Origin of the sequence: Simiaoa sunii, assembly GCF_014337175.1 — a bacterium.
Classification (GTDB): domain Bacteria; phylum Bacillota; class Clostridia; order Lachnospirales; family Lachnospiraceae; genus Acetatifactor; species Acetatifactor intestinalis.
This window is the reverse complement of record NZ_CP060633.1, coordinates 1,141,956-1,159,253: the sequence shown is the minus strand read 5'-3', so window position 1 is coordinate 1,159,253 and position 17,298 is coordinate 1,141,956. Positions and strand designations below refer to the sequence as shown.

Annotated in this window: 18 protein-coding genes and 1 riboswitch; all 18 genes read right to left on the bottom strand. The window is 49.4% G+C overall.

Annotated features, from left to right (window positions below):
- Positions 1 to 3: 3 nt before the first annotated feature.
- On the bottom strand, positions 4 to 651 hold the full coding sequence (locus H9Q77_RS05440; protein WP_022154754.1) for a precorrin-8X methylmutase: 648 nt from the start codon (positions 649 to 651) through the stop codon (positions 4 to 6).
- Positions 652 to 654: 3 nt separating this feature from the next.
- On the bottom strand, positions 655 to 1,719 hold the full coding sequence (locus tag H9Q77_RS05435) for a pyridoxal phosphate-dependent aminotransferase (protein ID WP_249326761.1): 1,065 nt from the start codon (positions 1,717 to 1,719) through the stop codon (positions 655 to 657).
- Between the two features lie 75 nt (positions 1,720 to 1,794).
- A complete protein-coding gene (gene cbiB / locus H9Q77_RS05430; RefSeq protein WP_249326760.1) occupies positions 1,795 to 2,793 on the bottom strand; it encodes an adenosylcobinamide-phosphate synthase CbiB in 999 nt (332 codons plus the stop codon).
- Positions 2,790 to 3,506, bottom strand: coding sequence for a histidine phosphatase family protein (locus H9Q77_RS05425; RefSeq protein WP_249326759.1), 717 nt, complete (start codon positions 3,504 to 3,506; stop codon positions 2,790 to 2,792). The genes cbiB and H9Q77_RS05425 overlap by 4 nt, the downstream gene beginning before the upstream one ends.
- Positions 3,479 to 3,874 (bottom strand): bifunctional adenosylcobinamide kinase/adenosylcobinamide-phosphate guanylyltransferase, encoded by a 396-nt coding sequence (locus H9Q77_RS05420; RefSeq protein WP_249326758.1) that lies wholly within the window; start codon positions 3,872 to 3,874, stop codon positions 3,479 to 3,481. The genes H9Q77_RS05425 and H9Q77_RS05420 overlap by 28 nt, the downstream gene beginning before the upstream one ends.
- A complete protein-coding gene (locus tag H9Q77_RS05415) occupies positions 3,874 to 4,638 on the bottom strand; it encodes an adenosylcobinamide-GDP ribazoletransferase (protein ID WP_249326757.1) in 765 nt (254 codons plus the stop codon). Before H9Q77_RS05415 ends, H9Q77_RS05420 begins: the two co-directional genes overlap by 1 nt.
- Positions 4,639 to 4,651: 13 nt before the next feature.
- On the bottom strand, positions 4,652 to 5,227 hold the full coding sequence (locus tag H9Q77_RS05410; protein WP_249326756.1) for a bifunctional adenosylcobinamide kinase/adenosylcobinamide-phosphate guanylyltransferase: 576 nt from the start codon (positions 5,225 to 5,227) through the stop codon (positions 4,652 to 4,654).
- 98 nt (positions 5,228 to 5,325) lie between these two features.
- Positions 5,326 to 6,414: a nicotinate-nucleotide--dimethylbenzimidazole phosphoribosyltransferase gene (gene cobT / locus H9Q77_RS05405; RefSeq protein WP_249326755.1), complete on the bottom strand. Its 1,089-nt coding sequence runs from the start codon at positions 6,412 to 6,414 to the stop codon at positions 5,326 to 5,328.
- Positions 6,383 to 7,963, bottom strand: coding sequence for a cobyric acid synthase (locus tag H9Q77_RS05400; protein ID WP_249326754.1), 1,581 nt, complete (start codon positions 7,961 to 7,963; stop codon positions 6,383 to 6,385). Before H9Q77_RS05400 ends, cobT begins: the two co-directional genes overlap by 32 nt.
- Positions 7,964 to 8,020: 57 nt before the next feature.
- Complete coding sequence (locus H9Q77_RS05395; RefSeq protein WP_249326753.1) at positions 8,021 to 9,160, bottom strand: ABC transporter ATP-binding protein; 1,140 nt, start codon at positions 9,158 to 9,160, stop codon at positions 8,021 to 8,023.
- Between the two features lie 7 nt (positions 9,161 to 9,167).
- Positions 9,168 to 10,184 carry a FecCD family ABC transporter permease gene (locus tag H9Q77_RS05390; protein ID WP_022154763.1) on the bottom strand — a complete coding sequence of 339 codons (1,017 nt, stop codon included), beginning with the start codon at positions 10,182 to 10,184 and terminating at the stop codon, positions 9,168 to 9,170.
- Between the two features lie 93 nt (positions 10,185 to 10,277).
- Positions 10,278 to 11,489 (bottom strand): ABC transporter substrate-binding protein, encoded by a 1,212-nt coding sequence (locus H9Q77_RS05385; RefSeq protein WP_249326752.1) that lies wholly within the window; start codon positions 11,487 to 11,489, stop codon positions 10,278 to 10,280.
- A gap of 45 nt (positions 11,490 to 11,534) precedes the next feature.
- A complete protein-coding gene (locus H9Q77_RS05380; protein ID WP_249326751.1) occupies positions 11,535 to 12,449 on the bottom strand; it encodes an iron transporter in 915 nt (304 codons plus the stop codon).
- Between the two features lie 61 nt (positions 12,450 to 12,510).
- Positions 12,511 to 13,752, bottom strand: a complete 1,242-nt coding sequence (locus tag H9Q77_RS05375; protein ID WP_249326750.1) for a sirohydrochlorin cobaltochelatase — start codon at positions 13,750 to 13,752, stop codon at positions 12,511 to 12,513.
- Between the two features lie 218 nt (positions 13,753 to 13,970).
- Positions 13,971 to 14,165: riboswitch (cobalamin riboswitch) on the bottom strand.
- Between the two features lie 88 nt (positions 14,166 to 14,253).
- Complete coding sequence (locus tag H9Q77_RS05370; RefSeq protein WP_148445496.1) at positions 14,254 to 14,910, bottom strand: TetR/AcrR family transcriptional regulator; 657 nt, start codon at positions 14,908 to 14,910, stop codon at positions 14,254 to 14,256.
- Between the two features lie 274 nt (positions 14,911 to 15,184).
- Positions 15,185 to 15,313 (bottom strand): hypothetical protein, encoded by a 129-nt coding sequence (locus H9Q77_RS16630; RefSeq protein ID WP_283244808.1) that lies wholly within the window; start codon positions 15,311 to 15,313, stop codon positions 15,185 to 15,187.
- Between the two features lie 29 nt (positions 15,314 to 15,342).
- On the bottom strand, positions 15,343 to 16,845 hold the full coding sequence (locus tag H9Q77_RS05365; RefSeq protein ID WP_191835484.1) for an ATP-binding protein: 1,503 nt from the start codon (positions 16,843 to 16,845) through the stop codon (positions 15,343 to 15,345).
- A gap of 53 nt (positions 16,846 to 16,898) precedes the next feature.
- Positions 16,899 to 17,249: an arsenate reductase family protein gene (locus tag H9Q77_RS05360; protein WP_022154769.1), complete on the bottom strand. Its 351-nt coding sequence runs from the start codon at positions 17,247 to 17,249 to the stop codon at positions 16,899 to 16,901.
- Between the last annotated feature and the right edge of the window lie 49 nt (positions 17,250 to 17,298).

Sequence of the window (17,298 nt, the reverse complement as noted above, 5' to 3'; positions counted from 1 at the left end):
CCTCTACCTTTCCTTCCGCAGCTCATACAACAATGCATTGCAGATGGCTGCTGCCACGTTGCTGCCGCCCTTTCTTCCGCGGTTGATGATATAGGGCACCTCCGTCTGAAGGATCAGTTCCTTGGCGGCTTCCACATTCACGAAGCCCACGGGAACCCCGATGACGAATGCCGGACGCCAGTTGCTCTCCTGCATCATCTCGTAAATCTGTATCAGTGCCGTAGGTGCATTTCCCACAGCGAAGATCACCGGCTTTTCCCGTTTTGCTGCCAGTTCCATGCTGATCGCTGCCCGGGTGGTCCTGCGTTCCTTCGCCATTGCTGCCACCTCTGCGTCTGCCATGTAGCAATGGGCTTCGCCGCCAAAAGAAGCAAGCACCTTTTTGTTGATCCCTGCCAGTGCCATATTCGTATCCGTCACAATGTCCGCACCGTTTTTTATCAGGTTTTTGGCGATCTCCACTGCATTTTCCGAATAGGTCATCGTCTCCGCATAATCGAAATCCGCACTGGTATGGATCACCCGTCTGGTGATCATATCCTGCTCCGCAGGCAACGTGATTCCCCTCTCTGCCAGTTCCGCCGCAATGATCTCAAAGCTTCGCATCTCGATCTCTTCCGGCAATACATATTCGATGTTCGTTTTATCCATAAATCAGTCTCCCATAGCAAGTTCTCGTAACAGCACTTCATTCTCTTCCTGCTTCTTCACCGCGATCCGGTAATAGCCCTCTCCCAGTCCCCGGAAATTCTCACAGTTGCGGATCAGGATGCCTTTTGCAAGCAACCTGTCATAGATGGGCTGTGTGGTGTAGAGCAGCAGAAAATCCGCTTCTCCGGACACTACCCGGATGCCCAGTGCCTCCAGCCCTTCCCTAAGATACGCCCGCTTGGTTTTCACATATTCCACGGTATCCTGCAGATATTGCTCCGCCTGCTCCGCACAGACGATGCCTGCTCTCTGGGCGAACACCGACAGATTCCATTCCGGCAGCTGTCTGCGGATTTTCTCCCGAAGCCCCTCATTACTGCACACCAGATATCCCAGACGCACCCCCGGCATGGCAAAGCTTTTCGTAAACGCCCGTACCAGCAACAGATTCTCATACTGGTCTATCTTCCCGAGCAGGGACCTGGGCTGCTCTCTATCAGTCTCACAGAACTCTATAAAACATTCATCCAGTACTACGATGATTCCCTGCTGTCTGCAGTGCTCCAAAAGTTCCCGCAGATATTCCCTGCCCAGCAGCTGCCCTGTGGGATTGTTGGGATTTGCAAGAAACAGCAGATCTATGTCCGCCGTCAGCTCCTGTAACAATTCCTTCCCCGGGCAAAATGCGGTCTCCTCCGACAGATATGCATATTTTATATGGCTGTCTGCCGCCTTCGCCGCATACTCATATCCGTAAAAGGATGGCACCGGGATCACAATATTTTTCGGCTTAAGTGCATGTACGATCGCCAGAAAAAGTTCTGATGCCCCGTTGCCAAACAGCAGATACTCCTTTGGAATTTCCCTGCCGCTTTGCACCGACAGCATATGATTTACTGTCTCTGTCAGTTCGCCTGCTGCGGCATCAGGATATTCCCCCACATGATCGATAGCCGCTAAAAGTGAAAGCCTTGCCTCCACCGGCATTCCCAAGGGATTGCCGTTTACCGAAAAATCCAGCCGTACCGGTCTGCTGTATATGTCACCACCATGTATGTTCTGCTGCATCTGTTGTTTCCTCATTTCTTTTCTTGAACCTGTTTTCTTTTTAGAGCTTTCCTTCACAGATTGCCAGCCGCCGTGTTATAACCATCCACAGCCCGCTGCCACCCAGGTCAGGATTCCCAGGCACAACAGCTCACAGATCCATGCCGTCCGGTTCATCAGACGATTGGCTCTCCGGATATCCTCATATTCCACCTGCCGTTTCGGATCCCCGATATAGGGTTTCTTCACGACTTTGCCAAAGTAACTGGCATCTCCTGCCAACTGTATTCCCAGTGCGCCGGCACATACAGATTCCGTCTGAGCGGAATTGGGACTGGCGTGCTTTCTGCTGTCTCTGTGCCAGATACGCCATGCCTGCCTGCCGTTATAGCTTTTTCCGCTGAGAAATGCCGCCACGATCATCAAAAGTGCGCTGATCCTCGCCGGGAGAAAATTCACCACATCATCCAGCTTCGCCGCCGCCCTTCCAAAGTGCAGATATCTGTCATTTTTATAGCCGACCATAGAATCCATGGTATTGACTGCCTTATATAAAAATCCAAGCACCGGCCCTCCCAGTGCCGTATACAGCATCGGCGCGATCACACCGTCGGAAGTGTTCTCCGCCACAGTCTCGATGGCAGCCTTCGCCACTCCTTCTTCCGTAAGATTCTGGGTATCTCTTCCCACGATCATGGATACCGCCTCTCTGGCAGCCTCCGGATTCCCCGCCTTTAAATGTTTCCATACTTTTCCGCTCTCCACCTGCAGACACCTTGCCGCCAGGATCTGATAGGTCATGACCGCCTCCACCACCATGCCGATCCTCGGATAAAGTGCATATGCTCCCGCCAGGATCAATGCCGTAAACATTCCCGTAAGCAGCAAAACAATTGCCACCAAAAGCTTCCCCTGTCTACGCTCCGCTGCCTCTCTCTCCGGGGAATCTTCCTGTGGGTTGCCACTGCGCAGTGCTTTTTCTGTCTTCGCGATCAACCAGCCGATTCCCCGGATGGGATGTGGCAGAAAATAGGGATCGCCAAAGATCTGATCCAGTAAAAATCCCGCTCCAAATGCCAGGATATGATATTTCATCCGTTCGTTTCTCCTTTTGTAAGTTCCGATACTGCAGCTTCCGATACTGTAGCTTCCGACAGCGGGCGAAATTCCTTCCACTGCGGAGCTCCTCCGCCTGCCTTAAATGCCAGCCTGCCACTGTAACCCTGTCCGCATTTTACCTGATAGTCAAAATATTCTCCACCGAGGAAATGACCAAGCAGCGCCATGATCGTTCCGCCGTGAACCACCGCGGATGCATTTTGTATCTTGCGATCCCTCTGCCCCGATGCAGCACTTCTCTCCCAGATCCTTTTCATGTGATATACCATTTTTTCGTATCCGGCAACACTTCGGCGGATAAACTCTTCCCTGCTCTCTCCTTCCGGAAACGGCAGGGTACCTCCGCTGTCGATCCATCTCTGATATGCCGGATCTCCGGAAAGTTCCTGATAATTATGTCCCTCAAACGCACCGAAATCCATCTCTGTCCATTCCGGGATACAGATAGGAGTCTGCCCCGGATACAGGATCTGTGCGGTCTCAAGGCACCGCTTCATGGGACCGGAAAACAGGACGTCGGCAATTGGGTAGATCCTGTCTGTCACGGATTTTTCCAGTGTCCTGATACCGTCCGGACTTAAAGCTTCGTCCGTTTTCCCAAGATACCGGCCCTCTTTATTAGAAAGCGTCGCTCCGTGCCGGATGAGGGTAAGATGAATCTCTATTTGATCTTCTGTCCGATTCCGCATACGACTCTCACCACCTCATCTGCCTGCGCTGCCAGCTGTTCCAGTATTCTTCCGGTGCGCTCTCTGTAAATTCTCTCCTCCGCTTCCATGGGGACGATGCCGTTGCCGATCTCATCACAGATCAGAATGCAGTCCGGATGTTCCTTGCAGAAATGCTCTATCATTGCCTCCGGAGCGGTTCCCTGTCGCAGCTGCTCCCGGATATAGTGGTGCAGATGATTGACGATCACCTGCAAAGCGCCTGTCTCTGCGGGCAGTTCCAGTGTTCCATCCAAAACAGCCACTTTCCGTCCATCCTCACAGCGTACATAACTCTGCTTCACATAATGCAGTTTTCCCTGGGCAAATCCACCAATGATCAATATCATTACATCAGCCTTTCCGCGATTGCCACGACAACCACCATACACCCCTCACAGAGTGTCACAAAGTATCCCGCTGTGTCTCCGGTGATGCCGCCAAACTCTTTTTTGCTGCGATAGTAATAATACGCAAAGCTAAGCAGGGCTGCTGCCACGGCGAGCCCTCCCGCCACGACAGATATCCACAGCATAAATAAAATGCAAAGGATTCCCTGTCCGTACAAAGTACTTTTTACCACCCTTTTGTGGGCTTTATCCGCAAACAGATACAGTGTCCCCTCCTGCTTTGCCGAAGGGAAACTCACCACTGCGATACCGCTTAATACTCTGGACAGGAAGCATCCGGCGCCCGTCACAGTAAGCATGCGCAGTGTCGTGATCTCCGAGAATCCTCCCAGAAAAATCAGTCCATACAGTGCAAGCATGATCACCGCAAATGCCCCGATATGAGAGTCCTTCAAGATCTCCAGCTTCCGGTCTCTTGGCTGGTAGGAATGCAGGGCATCACAGGTATCTAAAAAACCGTCCACATGAAAGCCCCCGGTGACCAAAAGCGGTATTGCCGTCCCCACCACAGCATAGCACAGGGTTCCCACCGCGAACCGGTCACAGAACCATTTCCACAGATACCACAAAGCACCGATCACCGCACCCACCCATGGAAAAAAGCAGAGGGCGTACCGCATGTCCTCGTCCTTCCACTGAAACTGTGGCATGGGGATCTTGGAATACATGGAAAACGCTATGAAAAACGATTTGATAATTCGCATGTCTGTTTCCTTTCTATCCCCGGCTGTCCTGCCGGTTCTGTGCTTTTGCTCCTGGTGAGCCGGGTTTGATCCGCTGTAGGATCCCCGCTACGACTTCCACGACCTCGTCCGCCTCCGCGGCAAGTCGTTCGTTGATCCGCCCCAGTGCCTCGATGTATTCCATCGTAGAATCATCGTAGATCATTCCATCCTCAAATACATTATTGGTTACAATGACTAACGGATCTGCCTGTTTTCTTAATCCTTCCATACCTTGCAGAATCTTTGTGATCACCGTCTGACGATCCACAGGCTGTTCCCCGGAAAACATTTCGTTGGCGGTGAGATTTGACATACATTCCAACAATACCGCTCCTGCCGGTTCCATTTGCAAGACCGCCTGCTCCAACTCCGTAGGCTGTTCGATGGTAGTGAAGCCTTTTCCCTGTCGCAGCCTGTGATGCCTGTCCACCTTTGCCTGCATCTCCGCATCCCGGATCTGCATGGTGGCGATATAATATTTGTTCTTATCACCGGCAGCCCGCAGCAGATAATCTTCCGCATAAGCGGATTTCCCGCTGCCACTGCCGCCCAGGATCAGTGTCATCATGTTGCTTCTCCATTCGTCTGAATGTTCAGCCCACGCCATGCCCTCAAAAAATCATGCAAGCATGATTTTTGCGCCCGGATATGTTCATGGCTGAACTGTTAACGTCTATATTGTTCTACTTTGATTTCTGAGAAGGTAGCGCTCTGTCCATAAATGCTCATTGCCATATCCAGCAGTGTGAACATCATAACGGCTCCGGTTCCTTCTCCCAGTGCCATTCCCGCATGGATCACCGGAGACAGTTGCAAAGCATCTGCCAGCTTCACTGCCGCCGGTTCTTTCCCAAGATGGGAAGGGATCAGATATTCCCGCACACCGGGAAACAGCCGCTCCGCCACCAGGGCCGCTGCCATGCTGATCACGCCATCCAGCACGATGGGCACATGCCACAGGGCTCCGCCGATGCACATACCGGTCAGTCCGGCAATATCCAGCCCTCCGACTGTCTGCAATACCGTGAAGGCATCCGCATGCCACAGATCATAGGTTTCCAGGGCGGTGCGCACCACCTGTTGCTTCCGAGCCAGTCCCTGATCTGTCAGTCCCGCGCCTCTGCCGGTGACTTCCTCTGCCCCACACTGTAATAGGGCGGCTGTCACTGCACTGCTGGTGGTGGTGTTGCCGATTCCCATTTCCCCGGTGGCAAGGATACCGTATCCTTTTTCCTTACACTCCCGTACCAGTCTGGTTCCTGTGGCAATGGCACGGACGGTCTCTTCTTCCGTCATAGCCGGTTCTTTTAAGAAATTTCTTGTTCCGGAGCACACTTTGCAGTTCCATACTCCGGGGATGGATTCCTCACTATTTATCCCGATGTCCACGGGAATGGTCTCGGCACCGATGCTCTGTGCCATCCTGCAGACTGAGGAACCCTTCCTGGCCATGGACTTTGCCACCGCCAGCGTAACCTCCTGCCCGGACTGGGTCACCCCCTCCTCTACAATGCCGTTATCGGCGCAGAAGAGCAGCACACCTTTTTTACGAATATCGATCACTTCCGTACCTAAGATGGCTCCGATCTGTGCCGTGATGGTTTCAAAGCTGCCCATGCCGTCCAGCGGCTTTGCCAGAGTGTCCCAATGCTTTTTCACAAGCTTTCTCACTGCTTCGTCCGGCGGTGTGATCCGGATCTGCGCCAATTCCCGTACGGTATAGTTATGAAATACGGGCTTCTCTGAGCATTCCATAGATGTCCTCCATACGCAGATATTCCCGCAGGGTATCTGCCAGTTTATCGTATTGTCTCTCCTTAATGGTGCGGTAATCCTCCCAGACACCGTCCTCCAGAGAGATGCCTTTTTCCCGGGCCAGAGTCTGTATCATACGCCCGGCGATCTCTCCCTTGTCAAACAGACCGTGAATATAGGAACCATAGATTCTGCCGGTGGAGTCACTGACTACATTTTCTGTAATTTTTGTATTCCTCATGGCATCGTCTGCACAGAAAGCGCTCCGATTGCTTTCTGCACTATTTTCCGATCTGGCTGCTTTGTCCGCTCTACCCTTTGCACCGCTGCCATCTCCGTCACAATACACTGTCTGCCCCATATGGATCTCATACCCCGTGAACTCGCATCCTGTAAGTCCGGAGAAAATACCCTCCACCGCATCCAGAGTTCCATCTGTCTGGCAGCGATGTTTCTCCTTCTGCAGCACTGTCCGTACCGGAAGCAGTTCCATGCCGCGGATCTGTCCGCCTTCCTCTACACTGTCCGGATCCGCGATCTCACAGCCTAACATCTGATAGCCTCCGCAGATCCCGAAAATGGGAACTTTTCCCGCAGCCCGTTTTACCGCTGCCTCCAGTCCGTTCTGCCGCATCCATTTCAGATCTCCCATGGTATTTTTACTGCCGGGGAGAAATATCAGATCCGGCGTTCCCAGCTCTCTTACATTCGTCACATACCGGACACTGACCTCCGGCATCTGCTCAAACACATCAAAATCCGTAAAATTTGAAATTCTGGGATAGTGGATCACAGCCAGATCGATCTTCCCCACATGTTTTGCATCGAAACGGTCCGTCAGACTGTCCTCATCTTCCAGCGTAAGTTCCATATAAGGTACCGTTCCCAGCACCGGCACCTGCCCCCGTTCTGTTAACATCTGAATGCCGGGGTCTAAAATCGTGCTGTCTCCACGGAATTTGTTGATGATCAATCCCTTTACCCGTTCCCGTTCCTCTTCGGTCAGCAGCATCAGGGTTCCCAAAAGCTGTGCGAACACGCCGCCTCTGTCAATGTCTCCCACTAAAAGTACCGGTGCATCCACCATTGCCGCCATTCCCATATTTACGATGTCATTCTGTTTCAGATTGATCTCCGCCGGACTTCCGGCGCCCTCAATGACAATGATATCCGCATAAGTCTCCAGCTTGCGGAAGGCTGCCTTGATATCCGGGATCAGTTCTGTCTTATGGGCAAAATAGTCTCTGGCGGACAGATTTCCCCGTACCTCCCCGTTCACGATGACCTGGGAGCCGGTATGACTGGTAGGCTTTAATAAAATAGGATTCATGCACACCAGCGGTTCGATCCCTGCCGCTTCCGCCTGCATCACCTGTGCCCTGCCCATTTCCAGTCCTTCTTTCGTGATATAGGAATTGAGTGCCATATTCTGTGATTTAAAAGGGGCGACCCGATAACCGTCCTGCCGGAAGATCCGGCATAGGCCCGCCACCAGGAGACTTTTCCCGGCACCGGACATGGTGCCCTGTATCATAATAACTTTTGCCATCGTTTTCTCCATCCCACAGATGCCACCGACATCCCGGGAATTTCGTTTCTCTGTTTTCTAACACCCACGCTGTTGCTCCGGGCTTTCTGACTTTTCTATCCGCTTCCCCAGCTGTTCTGCATACTCTAAAAGCTCTCTCTGATAAGTCTCCAGACTACCGAAATTCTCCCGACAGCAGATAACGCGGTTACACTTTTCCAACTGTTTCTTCGCTGCCTGTATTTTTTCCTGTGCCACCGGCTCAAAAGGATGCTCTGCGATCACCTCCGCCGCCAGAGCCTTCGCCACGGGATAATCCAGGTCATTTTCATACAGGATCCCGGTGACAAAGGGGATTCCCGCTCTCTGCAGACGCCGGTAAATTTTCCGTCCGCTTCCGGCTCCGGCGATCACGAAGACCTGCGGTGTTCCTTCCGGCGCCGTCAGCTCCATATCACTGCTGCCCTCATCATAGCTTCCCATCCGGATGCCATAGAGTTCGGTGATATAGCCGGCTGTCATGACTTCCTCCGGCGTTCCGATCCGGTCCACCGCCCTGCCGTTCACACACAGGATTCTATCGGAGATCTTCTCCGCCAGTTCCAACTCATGCAAGGACAGGATCACCGTAAGTTCTCTCTCCCTGCAAAGTTTTTGCAGGATCGATAAAAATTCCAGTTTATGCCGCACATCCAGGTAGGAAGTCGGCTCGTCCAGGATCAATATCTCCGGCTCCTGACAAATGGCTCTGGCTAACATCACCCGCTGTCTCTGTCCGTCACTGATCCGGTCAAACAAAGAATCCCCAATCTCTGCCACCTGCACCAGTTCCATGGCGTTTTGCACCGCTGCATGATCTTCTGCCCGCAGCACGCCGAAACGCCCTGTGTAGGGGTATCTTCCGGTGGCCACCACATCCTCGCAGGTCATCAATTCCCCCCGCAGACGTTTTGTCATTACCACGGCCATTTTTTTTGACAGTTCTGCCCCGGTGAGCGACTTCATATCTTCTCCGTCCAGCCGCACCGTTCCCGCGATCAGGGACAGCTGTCTCGCAATACTTTTTAAGATCGTGGATTTTCCGGCACCGTTAGGTCCCAGTAACGTCAGGATCTCTCCTTTTCTGAGTGCGATCTCCACTTCTTCGATCAGAGGCTTTCCGTCATAGCCCACGCTTATTTTTTCCGTTGTAATATAATAAGGCTTCTGCGTCTTCATAGGTAAGTTATCCACGCTCCCGTCTGCTTTTGGATACCATGATCCACAATACCACCGGTGCTCCGAAGATTGCCGTCACTGTGCTGATACCAAGCTCTGTGGGTGCCATCCAGGTTCTTGCCAACAGATCACAGAACAGGCAGAACACACTGCCTCCTAAGAAACATGCCGGTATCATGAGTAACGGTTTTGTGGTGCCGAATAATTTCCGGATCAGCTGCGGCACGGCGATCCCCACAAAAGAGATGGGTCCGGCAAATGCCACGATGCATGCCGAAAGTACGCTGGACAACACCACCAGCAGGATCCGCAATGTCCGGATGTTCACTCCCAGATTCTGTGCATACGTCTCACCCAGCTGGTAGGCTTCCAGCGGCTTTGCTAACAGGATCACCATAAGGAAAGTCACTGCCACCACGATACTCATCACTTTCACATTGTCCCAGGTCATTCCGGAAAAGCTTCCTCTCGACCAGTTGTGGAGATTCACGATATCCGCATCCTCCGCAAAAGTCACCACCAGTTCCGTAATGGCAGAACAGATGTAACCGATCATCACGCCGCTGACCACCAGCATGGACATGCTGTCTACCTTTCTTGCCATGAGAAGTACGAATCCCATGGACAACATAGCTCCTAAAAATGCCGCCAGGATCAACAGTCCGGAGCTGACCCGGATCGTATTCCCCAGCAAAAATACCATCACCAGTGCCACTACCATTTTCGCTCCGGAAGAAATTCCTAAGACGAAGGGTCCGGCTATGGGGTTGTGGAAAAAGGTCTGAAGCAGATACCCGGCAAGTGCCAGCGCTCCGCCCAGGATCCCCGCCGCCAGTGTCCTGGGAAGACGGATCTCCCACAGAATCCTCGCATTCATGCCTTCTTTGGTTCTTCCCGTAGTCAGTATTTCTGTCAACGGGATCTTCACCGTTCCGATCCCTATATTGCAAAGCAGCAGCACGAGAATGCCTGCCGTCAATAGAACAAACGCTATGAGATATCTGATTTTTCTGCGCTGCTGCATGTTTTTCTCCTTCTTTTCCTATTCGTATTCCAATCGTATTCTAATCTCATTCCAACGCTCTTATGCTTACGCTGTGTTTCTAGGTCTTCCATCTTACTGTAAGAGAAACAGATAACGCAGCTTAGCGGTATCATCGTCCGTCAACACCGTATGCATATCCTGCAATAAATACCCGATTGCCATGGACTGCTGGTACATATCGTTGGTGGTGCAATAGACCTGCCCCTCCTGTACCGCCTTGAAGTCTTTTAGAATATTGCATTTGCCGATCAGCTCGTCCAGCGTGGTCACACCACCGTCGATCGAGCTGTTGTAGATCAGTATGTCTGCGTCCTTCGCCCCGGCGTAAAAATCTTCGACCTGCATGTTCAGCGTAGAGCGTCCGCTTCCGCTGTCCTCGAGATCCTCAAAAATGTATCTTCCCCCTGCCAGTTCGATCAGCTTTGGAATATAATCCGTGCTCTGCCGTACCTGGATCAGTCCGTTGGAAGTGACATAGAAAAATGCTATGGTCTTCCCTGTTTTTTCCCCGCTTTCTACCTCTTCCAGAATCTCTGTCTGCTCCGCAAAGGCTTCTTCTGCCTCCGCTTCCTTTCCGGTCAGGGCTCCGAAAAATTTGACCCATTCCACTTTTCCCAAAGGATGCTGTTCATAGCTGGAATATTCGATCATCACCGGAATATCAAAGCTTTGAAGCATTTCCACCACCTCCGGCGAGTGCGTGATCATCCGGTTCTCGATCGCCAGATCACAGCCTTCAGACACCAGTAATTCATAATCCGGTTTACTGTATTTTCCGGCATAGATCATGTCCCCTGCCGCCATGGCATCCTTTGCTGTCTGAATGTACCAGTTCTCCTGCTTCTGCCCGGAGAACCGAATCTGATCCACAGCGTCCAGCGAGGCGAACATGTCCATCGCGCCGGATGCCACCAGATATATATTTTGAAGCGGTTCCTGCAAGATGCTGACGTCCTCATCCAGTCCCCTTGGCACCGGCTGTCCCTCCGGCACTAACAGATACCGTTTACTATCGGGAAGCGTTGTCAGCATCTTATAACCATCTTCGTAGTAATCCACCGCAAAATTTTCCGCATATTGCAGCTCCATGCTGCCTGTTTTTACTAATTCTGTCCGTTCTTCCTGCGTGGTCTCTGCTGCCTGGGTAATCTCCGATGTTGCTTCCGCCGATGTATCCATAGAAGCAGAAGAAGGACTGCCGCAGCCACTTAGCCCCAGCAGTCCCATAAGAAGCAGAACATAGATCCATTTTCTTCTATTTCTTCCTGACCTCAAAGTTTTCATGCCTTTCATAGCCTGCAATATTTGAGCCGCAGGCACCAATGTGTATTACTTACCGCTCTCTGCACTCTCAAGTGTCTCAGAGTGGAAAGTTACGGTGTATTCCACCTCATGAGGTGTGCTCATTGCCACAGTATCACCGATCATGGTAAGGGGGGCATCCAGTGCTTCCACCGGCACTTCAAATACGGAATTGCCCTCCGTATTTACCGGCAGATATTTTTCACCGTTCACCAGCATATAGTCATAGTTCGGGCTGCTCCATTCCAGAGTCGCCGTTGCCGCTCCGTCAATCACCGTGATCTGCGCGGGAGACTGGATGCTTGCTCTGCCGCTTCCGCCCTCCATGGTCAGTTCGATGGTGTAGGTGCCGTCTTCTACAGTGCTCAGATCAAAAGTGTCTGCGGTGCCCTCCTCTACCGGATCGGATACCTTTACTTTATGGTCATACCATTTTCCCTTGGTACCGATCAGTGCCAGATCGAATTCCTCTCCGATCACGGGTACAGGAACATCGAAGCCGTAGACTTCTTCCGTCATGCCGTCACTGTAAGTCACGGTATCCGTGGTGGGCTCAAGCAGTACTGCACCATCTTTGGCTGCATCTTCCGCCAGACCCGGATAGAGATTCAGGATCTTCTTGGAGCCTAAGGAAATGTGAATGGTCATAACGCCATCCTTTACCGTCAGTGTTCCCTTGCCGTCACAGGCCTCACTGACATGGAACATGGAACTGTCCGTGGAAAATTCAGCGGTGTAGACACCATCAGGAAGCTGTGCCTTGTCCTGCGCAGTCTCTGTGCTGACAGTTTCCGCCGTTTCCGTGCTCTCTGTCGGTGTTACGGTACTTTCCTGTGCGGCAAATGTGCTTTCTGCAGATGTTGCATCCGCTGCCTGACCTGCTCCACAGCCGCCAAGCAGCAGACAGGCACTCAGTCCGCCCACGATTATGATTTTATTCATTAATGTCTTTGCTTTCATTACTGATTTTAATCCTTATTTTATTTGTAATCTTGATTCTTATTTATTTCTCAGCCATTGCTGCTGCGGTATGTGCCACATACAGATCCTGGATAGCCTTGATCCCGCCAAGACCTGCGATCTGGGTATCCACGCTGTCGAACTTACCGGAAGCATTGAACTGGCTTAACCAGGAATCCTCATCCTCGCCTGCCATATCGTTGTTGGCATGGTCACCTGCTACTACCATCAGGGGACGAAGAACCACTTTGGTGTAACCTGCTTCCGCAACAGCCTTGATGACTTCTTCGCAGGCGGTCTCTTCCGGCTCACCTTCTACAGTTCCGATGAATACGTTAGCATAACCGAGGTCGTTCATCTGGGTCTGCATCTGGCTGTAAGACACCTTTGCGGTGTGGGAAGTTCCGTGACCCATGAATACGAATGCCACGCCATCTTCCTTTGCAGCATCCAGGCTGTCATACCCAGCGGTCTTCACTGCTTCTGCAGTCAGATCTTCCGCTACTGCTTTCTTATCTGCATTGACAACGGTTGCATCGTCTCCCACTTCACCTAACAGGGGCTCAGCGACTTTTACAGATGCAAACTGATCCTTATACGCTTCTACAGCTTCCATCAGCTCGTCATACTCTGCGCCATGCATCAGATGCGTGGGCTGTACTACCAGGTTCTTAACACCGTTTGCCACAGCGCGGTCCAGTGCCTGATCCATGTTGTCGATATGCTCATCATCTCTTGCCTGTATATGGTTGATGATAATCTGTGCGGTAAATGCTCTTCTTACAGACCAGTCGGGATTGGCTGCTGCGATCGCATCCTCGATACCCTTGATATCAGCCACACGGCTGTCGTTAAAGGAAGTGCCGAAGCTTACTACCAGAATCTCGTTCTCACCGATCTCATCCTGATTACGGGGATCATCCTTGGAAGCATCTCCGGTATCTCTGCCGAAATAATCGGGATCTGCATTTTCTCCCTCTACCAGTTCCTTCTGTGCGTCGGTCAGTGCATCCCATGCTGCCTTGGCATCTACACACTGCTTATCGGTATTCTCAGTTCTCTCCTGCACATAGATGGCATCGATCATTGCTGCTACTTCATCGGCTGCTGCCTGATCTGCATCTTCGGTGCTTTCGGTAGCTGCTGTTTCCGCTGCCTGGGTGGTCTGAGCCTCAGTGCTTACCTGTACAGTGCTCTCTACGGTCTCCTGGGTATTGCCGCATCCGGTGATGCATACAGCGCCCAGTACGGTTGCCAGTACTACTGCTACGATTCTTCTTTTCATGTTTCCTCCTCTGACAGGTTTTCTGTCTCTTTTGATTTTGGGGCTTGCCCCGGTATTCTTAAATATGTAAGTCAGAAACATGTTTTTCGCAACAAAAACAAAAACCCTTTCCTGTATCAGGTAAAGGGTTTGTACACATAAGAAACGAATGCAAAAAAGCTTCTGTCGCTTCTGCATTCCACACGTACAACCAGTTACTCGTGGCTTTGAAACAAATGTTTCTGTACAGCATTCAGGCAGGTCTCCCGGCTTGAAGATCATTGCATCCGCCATCTTCCCGGTCTCCCAGTGATCTATCGGCTTCAGCTCCCTAATTACGGTGACGAGTTCGTGCAGGACTTACACCTGCTTCCCTTTTCACCGGAGCCAGCTACTTACGTGGCTGCTCCGGCACCTGAATACTCCATATTCAATTGTGGCTACTATATCACAGATTTTCTGAAATTGCAATGTCAATCAGTGATCTGTTCATCCGTCTGTCAGGATCGACATACCTGAAAATCAGAGATTGGCGTCATTCCGGGCATAATTCAGGATCATTTCCTTTAAAAGCAGCAGATCACCTGTATAATCCTTGTTGTCCGTTGCTCCCCAGATAAAACCACCTGCGTAATGGGTACACGCTGCCATCATGGTATGCACCGTCACACGCATGAACTGTTCCTCCGGAATATCCGTGCGGAAGGTCTTGTCCTCTTTTGCCTTCGCATACATCATATGAAGTCTTGTGTTGACGGAATTCAGGGATGCGTGGAAATTCGCCAGTTCCTCCTGCCGCACCGTCTGGTGTGTTATATAATTGTTGAAGTTGTCATTATACTGCAGCAGATCCTTATGGTTCTGATACATGCCGATATAACTGTCCAGCGTAAAAATAAATCTTCCGATGGCCGGAATATCGTGTATCGAAGAGATTGGTCTTGCCTCATCCAGCTTGTCCAGATAAGCCTTCCATTTCGATGCGCAGACCGCAATAGCCAGCTCCGTCTTATTGTTGTAACAGCGGAACAATGTGGCACGTCCCACACCGGCTTCTTTTGCGACCTCATCCATGCTGACCGCTTCGATTTTCTTTTCCACAAAAAGCCGGAACGCTGTATCAATGATCCGTTGGTTGCGCTCATGCTCTTTATCCATCTGTTTCTCAGATTTTCCCATTTTTCTCTTCCTTTTTCATACATTCTTACTGTTCATTTTATGGTAAAAGACAGTGACTGTCAACGACTGTAAAAAGCTAATGTAAAAGTGCCTTGCAGATTCCTACGAATTTTCTTGTATTTAAAACGCCAATATCGGCAAAAAAATACAAAAGCAGGTAATTTTGTATTATAAAAATGCTTTATTTTCGCCAAGTACGCAAATAAAAGAAATTCCGTACAGAAATTCCTGATTTTGGAACTTTTTTGTACGGAATCCAATGTTTTTATACTATTTACACCAAACTGACTTTTCTATCAAGGGTTTTATCAAATGCATCTAGGCTCTTTTTTGTTTCTTCCTGAATATGCTTATTTACTGTTTCCATCAGTGCTTTTTGTTGTTCTTCCGAAAGATTAAGCATATAAACTATCCCCCTAATAAACTTAAATTCTATTTATTCTCTTTGACGATAATCCAGCGTCCTCTTCTGTTTGTGCCTTCTCTTGCAATTATGTGCATCTCTTGTAACTCTTTCATATCCTTTTGCACTTGCTTTCTAGTCAAATCTAATTCTTTCATAATTTCAACTTGTGTAATAGTTGAGTTTACCTTTATCAGCTTCAAAATTTCCTTTTTTCTTTCAGCTCCTTTTATTGGCTCCTTTTCGGCTCCTTTTTGGCTCCTTTTTGGCTCCTTTTCCTCTTCGCTTGTTTTTATCGTTTGTTTTTTCGCAAATTCAAGCGATAAACGAGTCCTGTCAGGATTATAACTTTCTTCCACCACAGGCATTGGCCAGCCTTCATTCTCCCAAACCTGATAAATATCTGGGATACCACTACCGGCTCTTTCACCAATACCAATCATATTAAACATCTTCATTAGTGTTTTATTTCTAGGATCTGAAATACCACCACGAAGCATCTGCTTTTTACCAGTGCGAATGCTACCAGGATTCTCGATAACCAACTTGTCATCTTCCTTCTTAATCACTACACCGCAAGGCAAGAAATAATCTGTATTAACCAAACAATTAACTAAAGCCTCTCGAACTGCCTTATGAACTGGAGTATCATCCACCCTCGTAATACCTTCAAGCTTAAAAGGCTTCTTAATATCCTTTGCAATTTTGCTATTTACTCTAAAGAAGAAATCAAATACATTACCGCTCCAATCACCGGAGCTAGACTGCAAGCGATCTGTCCAACGTATTGTTGGGTCAAGCATCTCTCTATAATCTAGGAAATACTCTGGAAATTCTCTTACGATATGATATTCTTCACCGAACATAAGCAACCCAGCTGTAGTAGGATGTAATTTACCATCCTCGCCAAATCCTGCTGCACCTATTCTCTCTAAATACTCATCATCTGGTAAATTATTAAATACGTGCTCTGGACGATAGCTCTTATGATGATTTCTGAATCCCTTCAAGGACTCTGTATCAATTGCAGAAATATCAAACTGTTCTACAATCTTCATATCCTCTGTCTCATCCGCAGCATCACGGAGCATACCTTTAATTTCTGCCTTTGAGCAATGATAGTCGCCTTCCCAATCTCTACGATAGCAGCCACCAAATAAATCGTTATTAATATAAACAGGCTTCTGCTCACGTTTAGCTCTTGGTACATAAATAACCAGAATGGTATCACCATTAACCTCGTAGGACTCCACATTTTTATCCGATAGCAAATTAATGCTTACCTTCTTAGTATCATGAATTGTATTCCAAAAGTTTCTCTTAAGTTTATCCGCATTCTTAAGTCCAGTAGTATACCAAGTTCCATCCTGCCGCTCTCCAACGCCAAGAATAATAACACCACCATTAGAATTGGCAAATGAGGAATACGACTCCCATAATGCTATAGGCAATCCACCTTCTGCCTTTTTCACTTCTCGGCAGTTATCTTCTTTGTATTTATCAAAGTTCGATAAATCAAACAAATCTGACATATGAGATTCTCAGCTCCTTTCCTCCATATACATAAACGAATTCTCAAAAATTATCAATTCAATTTTTCAGCCCATTCTGCTTCCTTGAAGCCAACAAGCACAGTATCTCCATTTACAACAAGTGGACGCTTTACCAACATTCCATTTGTAGCAAGTAACTGAATCTGTTCCTCTTCACTCATTGTAGGCAGCTTGTCCTTAAGCTGCATTTCTTTATAAAGAAGCCCGCTAGTATTAAAGAACTTCTTAAGGGTCAGTCCACTCTTCCCATACCATTCCTTTAATTCGTCATAAGTAGGATTCACCTCTACAATATGGCGCTCAGTATATTTTATATTATGCTCATCCAGCCATTTTTTAGCCTTTTGACAGGTTGAACATTTGGGGTAACATATAAATAACATTTGTGATTGCTCCTTATCTTCATTTTCCATTGGCATAACCTGGCTAATA

Coding starts and splice junctions, on each gene's coding strand:
- H9Q77_RS05440 (WP_022154754.1), bottom strand. CDS start 651: ATGGATAAAACGAACATCGAATATGTATTGCCGGAAGAGATCGAGATG.
- H9Q77_RS05365 (WP_191835484.1), bottom strand. CDS start 16,845: ATGTCAGATTTGTTTGATTTATCGAACTTTGATAAATACAAAGAAGAT.
- H9Q77_RS05435 (WP_249326761.1), bottom strand. CDS start 1,719: ATGCAGCAGAACATACATGGTGGTGACATATACAGCAGACCGGTACGG.
- H9Q77_RS05410 (WP_249326756.1), bottom strand. CDS start 5,227: ATGATGACACTGATCCTGGGCGGCAGTGGCAGCGGGAAATCCGCTTAT.
- H9Q77_RS05395 (WP_249326753.1), bottom strand. CDS start 9,160: ATGAAGACGCAGAAGCCTTATTATATTACAACGGAAAAAATAAGCGTG.
- H9Q77_RS16630 (WP_283244808.1), bottom strand. CDS start 15,313: ATGCTTAATCTTTCGGAAGAACAACAAAAAGCACTGATGGAAACAGTA.
- H9Q77_RS05390 (WP_022154763.1), bottom strand. CDS start 10,184: ATGCAGCAGCGCAGAAAAATCAGATATCTCATAGCGTTTGTTCTATTG.
- H9Q77_RS05380 (WP_249326751.1), bottom strand. CDS start 12,449: ATGAATAAAATCATAATCGTGGGCGGACTGAGTGCCTGTCTGCTGCTT.
- H9Q77_RS05420 (WP_249326758.1), bottom strand. CDS start 3,874: ATGATATTGATCATTGGTGGATTTGCCCAGGGAAAACTGCATTATGTG.
- H9Q77_RS05360 (WP_022154769.1), bottom strand. CDS start 17,249: ATGTTATTTATATGTTACCCCAAATGTTCAACCTGTCAAAAGGCTAAA.
- H9Q77_RS05415 (WP_249326757.1), bottom strand. CDS start 4,638: ATGCGAATTATCAAATCGTTTTTCATAGCGTTTTCCATGTATTCCAAG.
- H9Q77_RS05370 (WP_148445496.1), bottom strand. CDS start 14,910: ATGGGAAAATCTGAGAAACAGATGGATAAAGAGCATGAGCGCAACCAA.
- H9Q77_RS05425 (WP_249326759.1), bottom strand. CDS start 3,506: ATGCGGAATCGGACAGAAGATCAAATAGAGATTCATCTTACCCTCATC.
- cbiB (WP_249326760.1), bottom strand. CDS start 2,793: ATGAAATATCATATCCTGGCATTTGGAGCGGGATTTTTACTGGATCAG.
- cobT (WP_249326755.1), bottom strand. CDS start 6,414: ATGGAATGCTCAGAGAAGCCCGTATTTCATAACTATACCGTACGGGAA.
- H9Q77_RS05400 (WP_249326754.1), bottom strand. CDS start 7,963: ATGGCAAAAGTTATTATGATACAGGGCACCATGTCCGGTGCCGGGAAA.
- H9Q77_RS05385 (WP_249326752.1), bottom strand. CDS start 11,489: ATGAAAACTTTGAGGTCAGGAAGAAATAGAAGAAAATGGATCTATGTT.
- H9Q77_RS05375 (WP_249326750.1), bottom strand. CDS start 13,752: ATGAAAAGAAGAATCGTAGCAGTAGTACTGGCAACCGTACTGGGCGCT.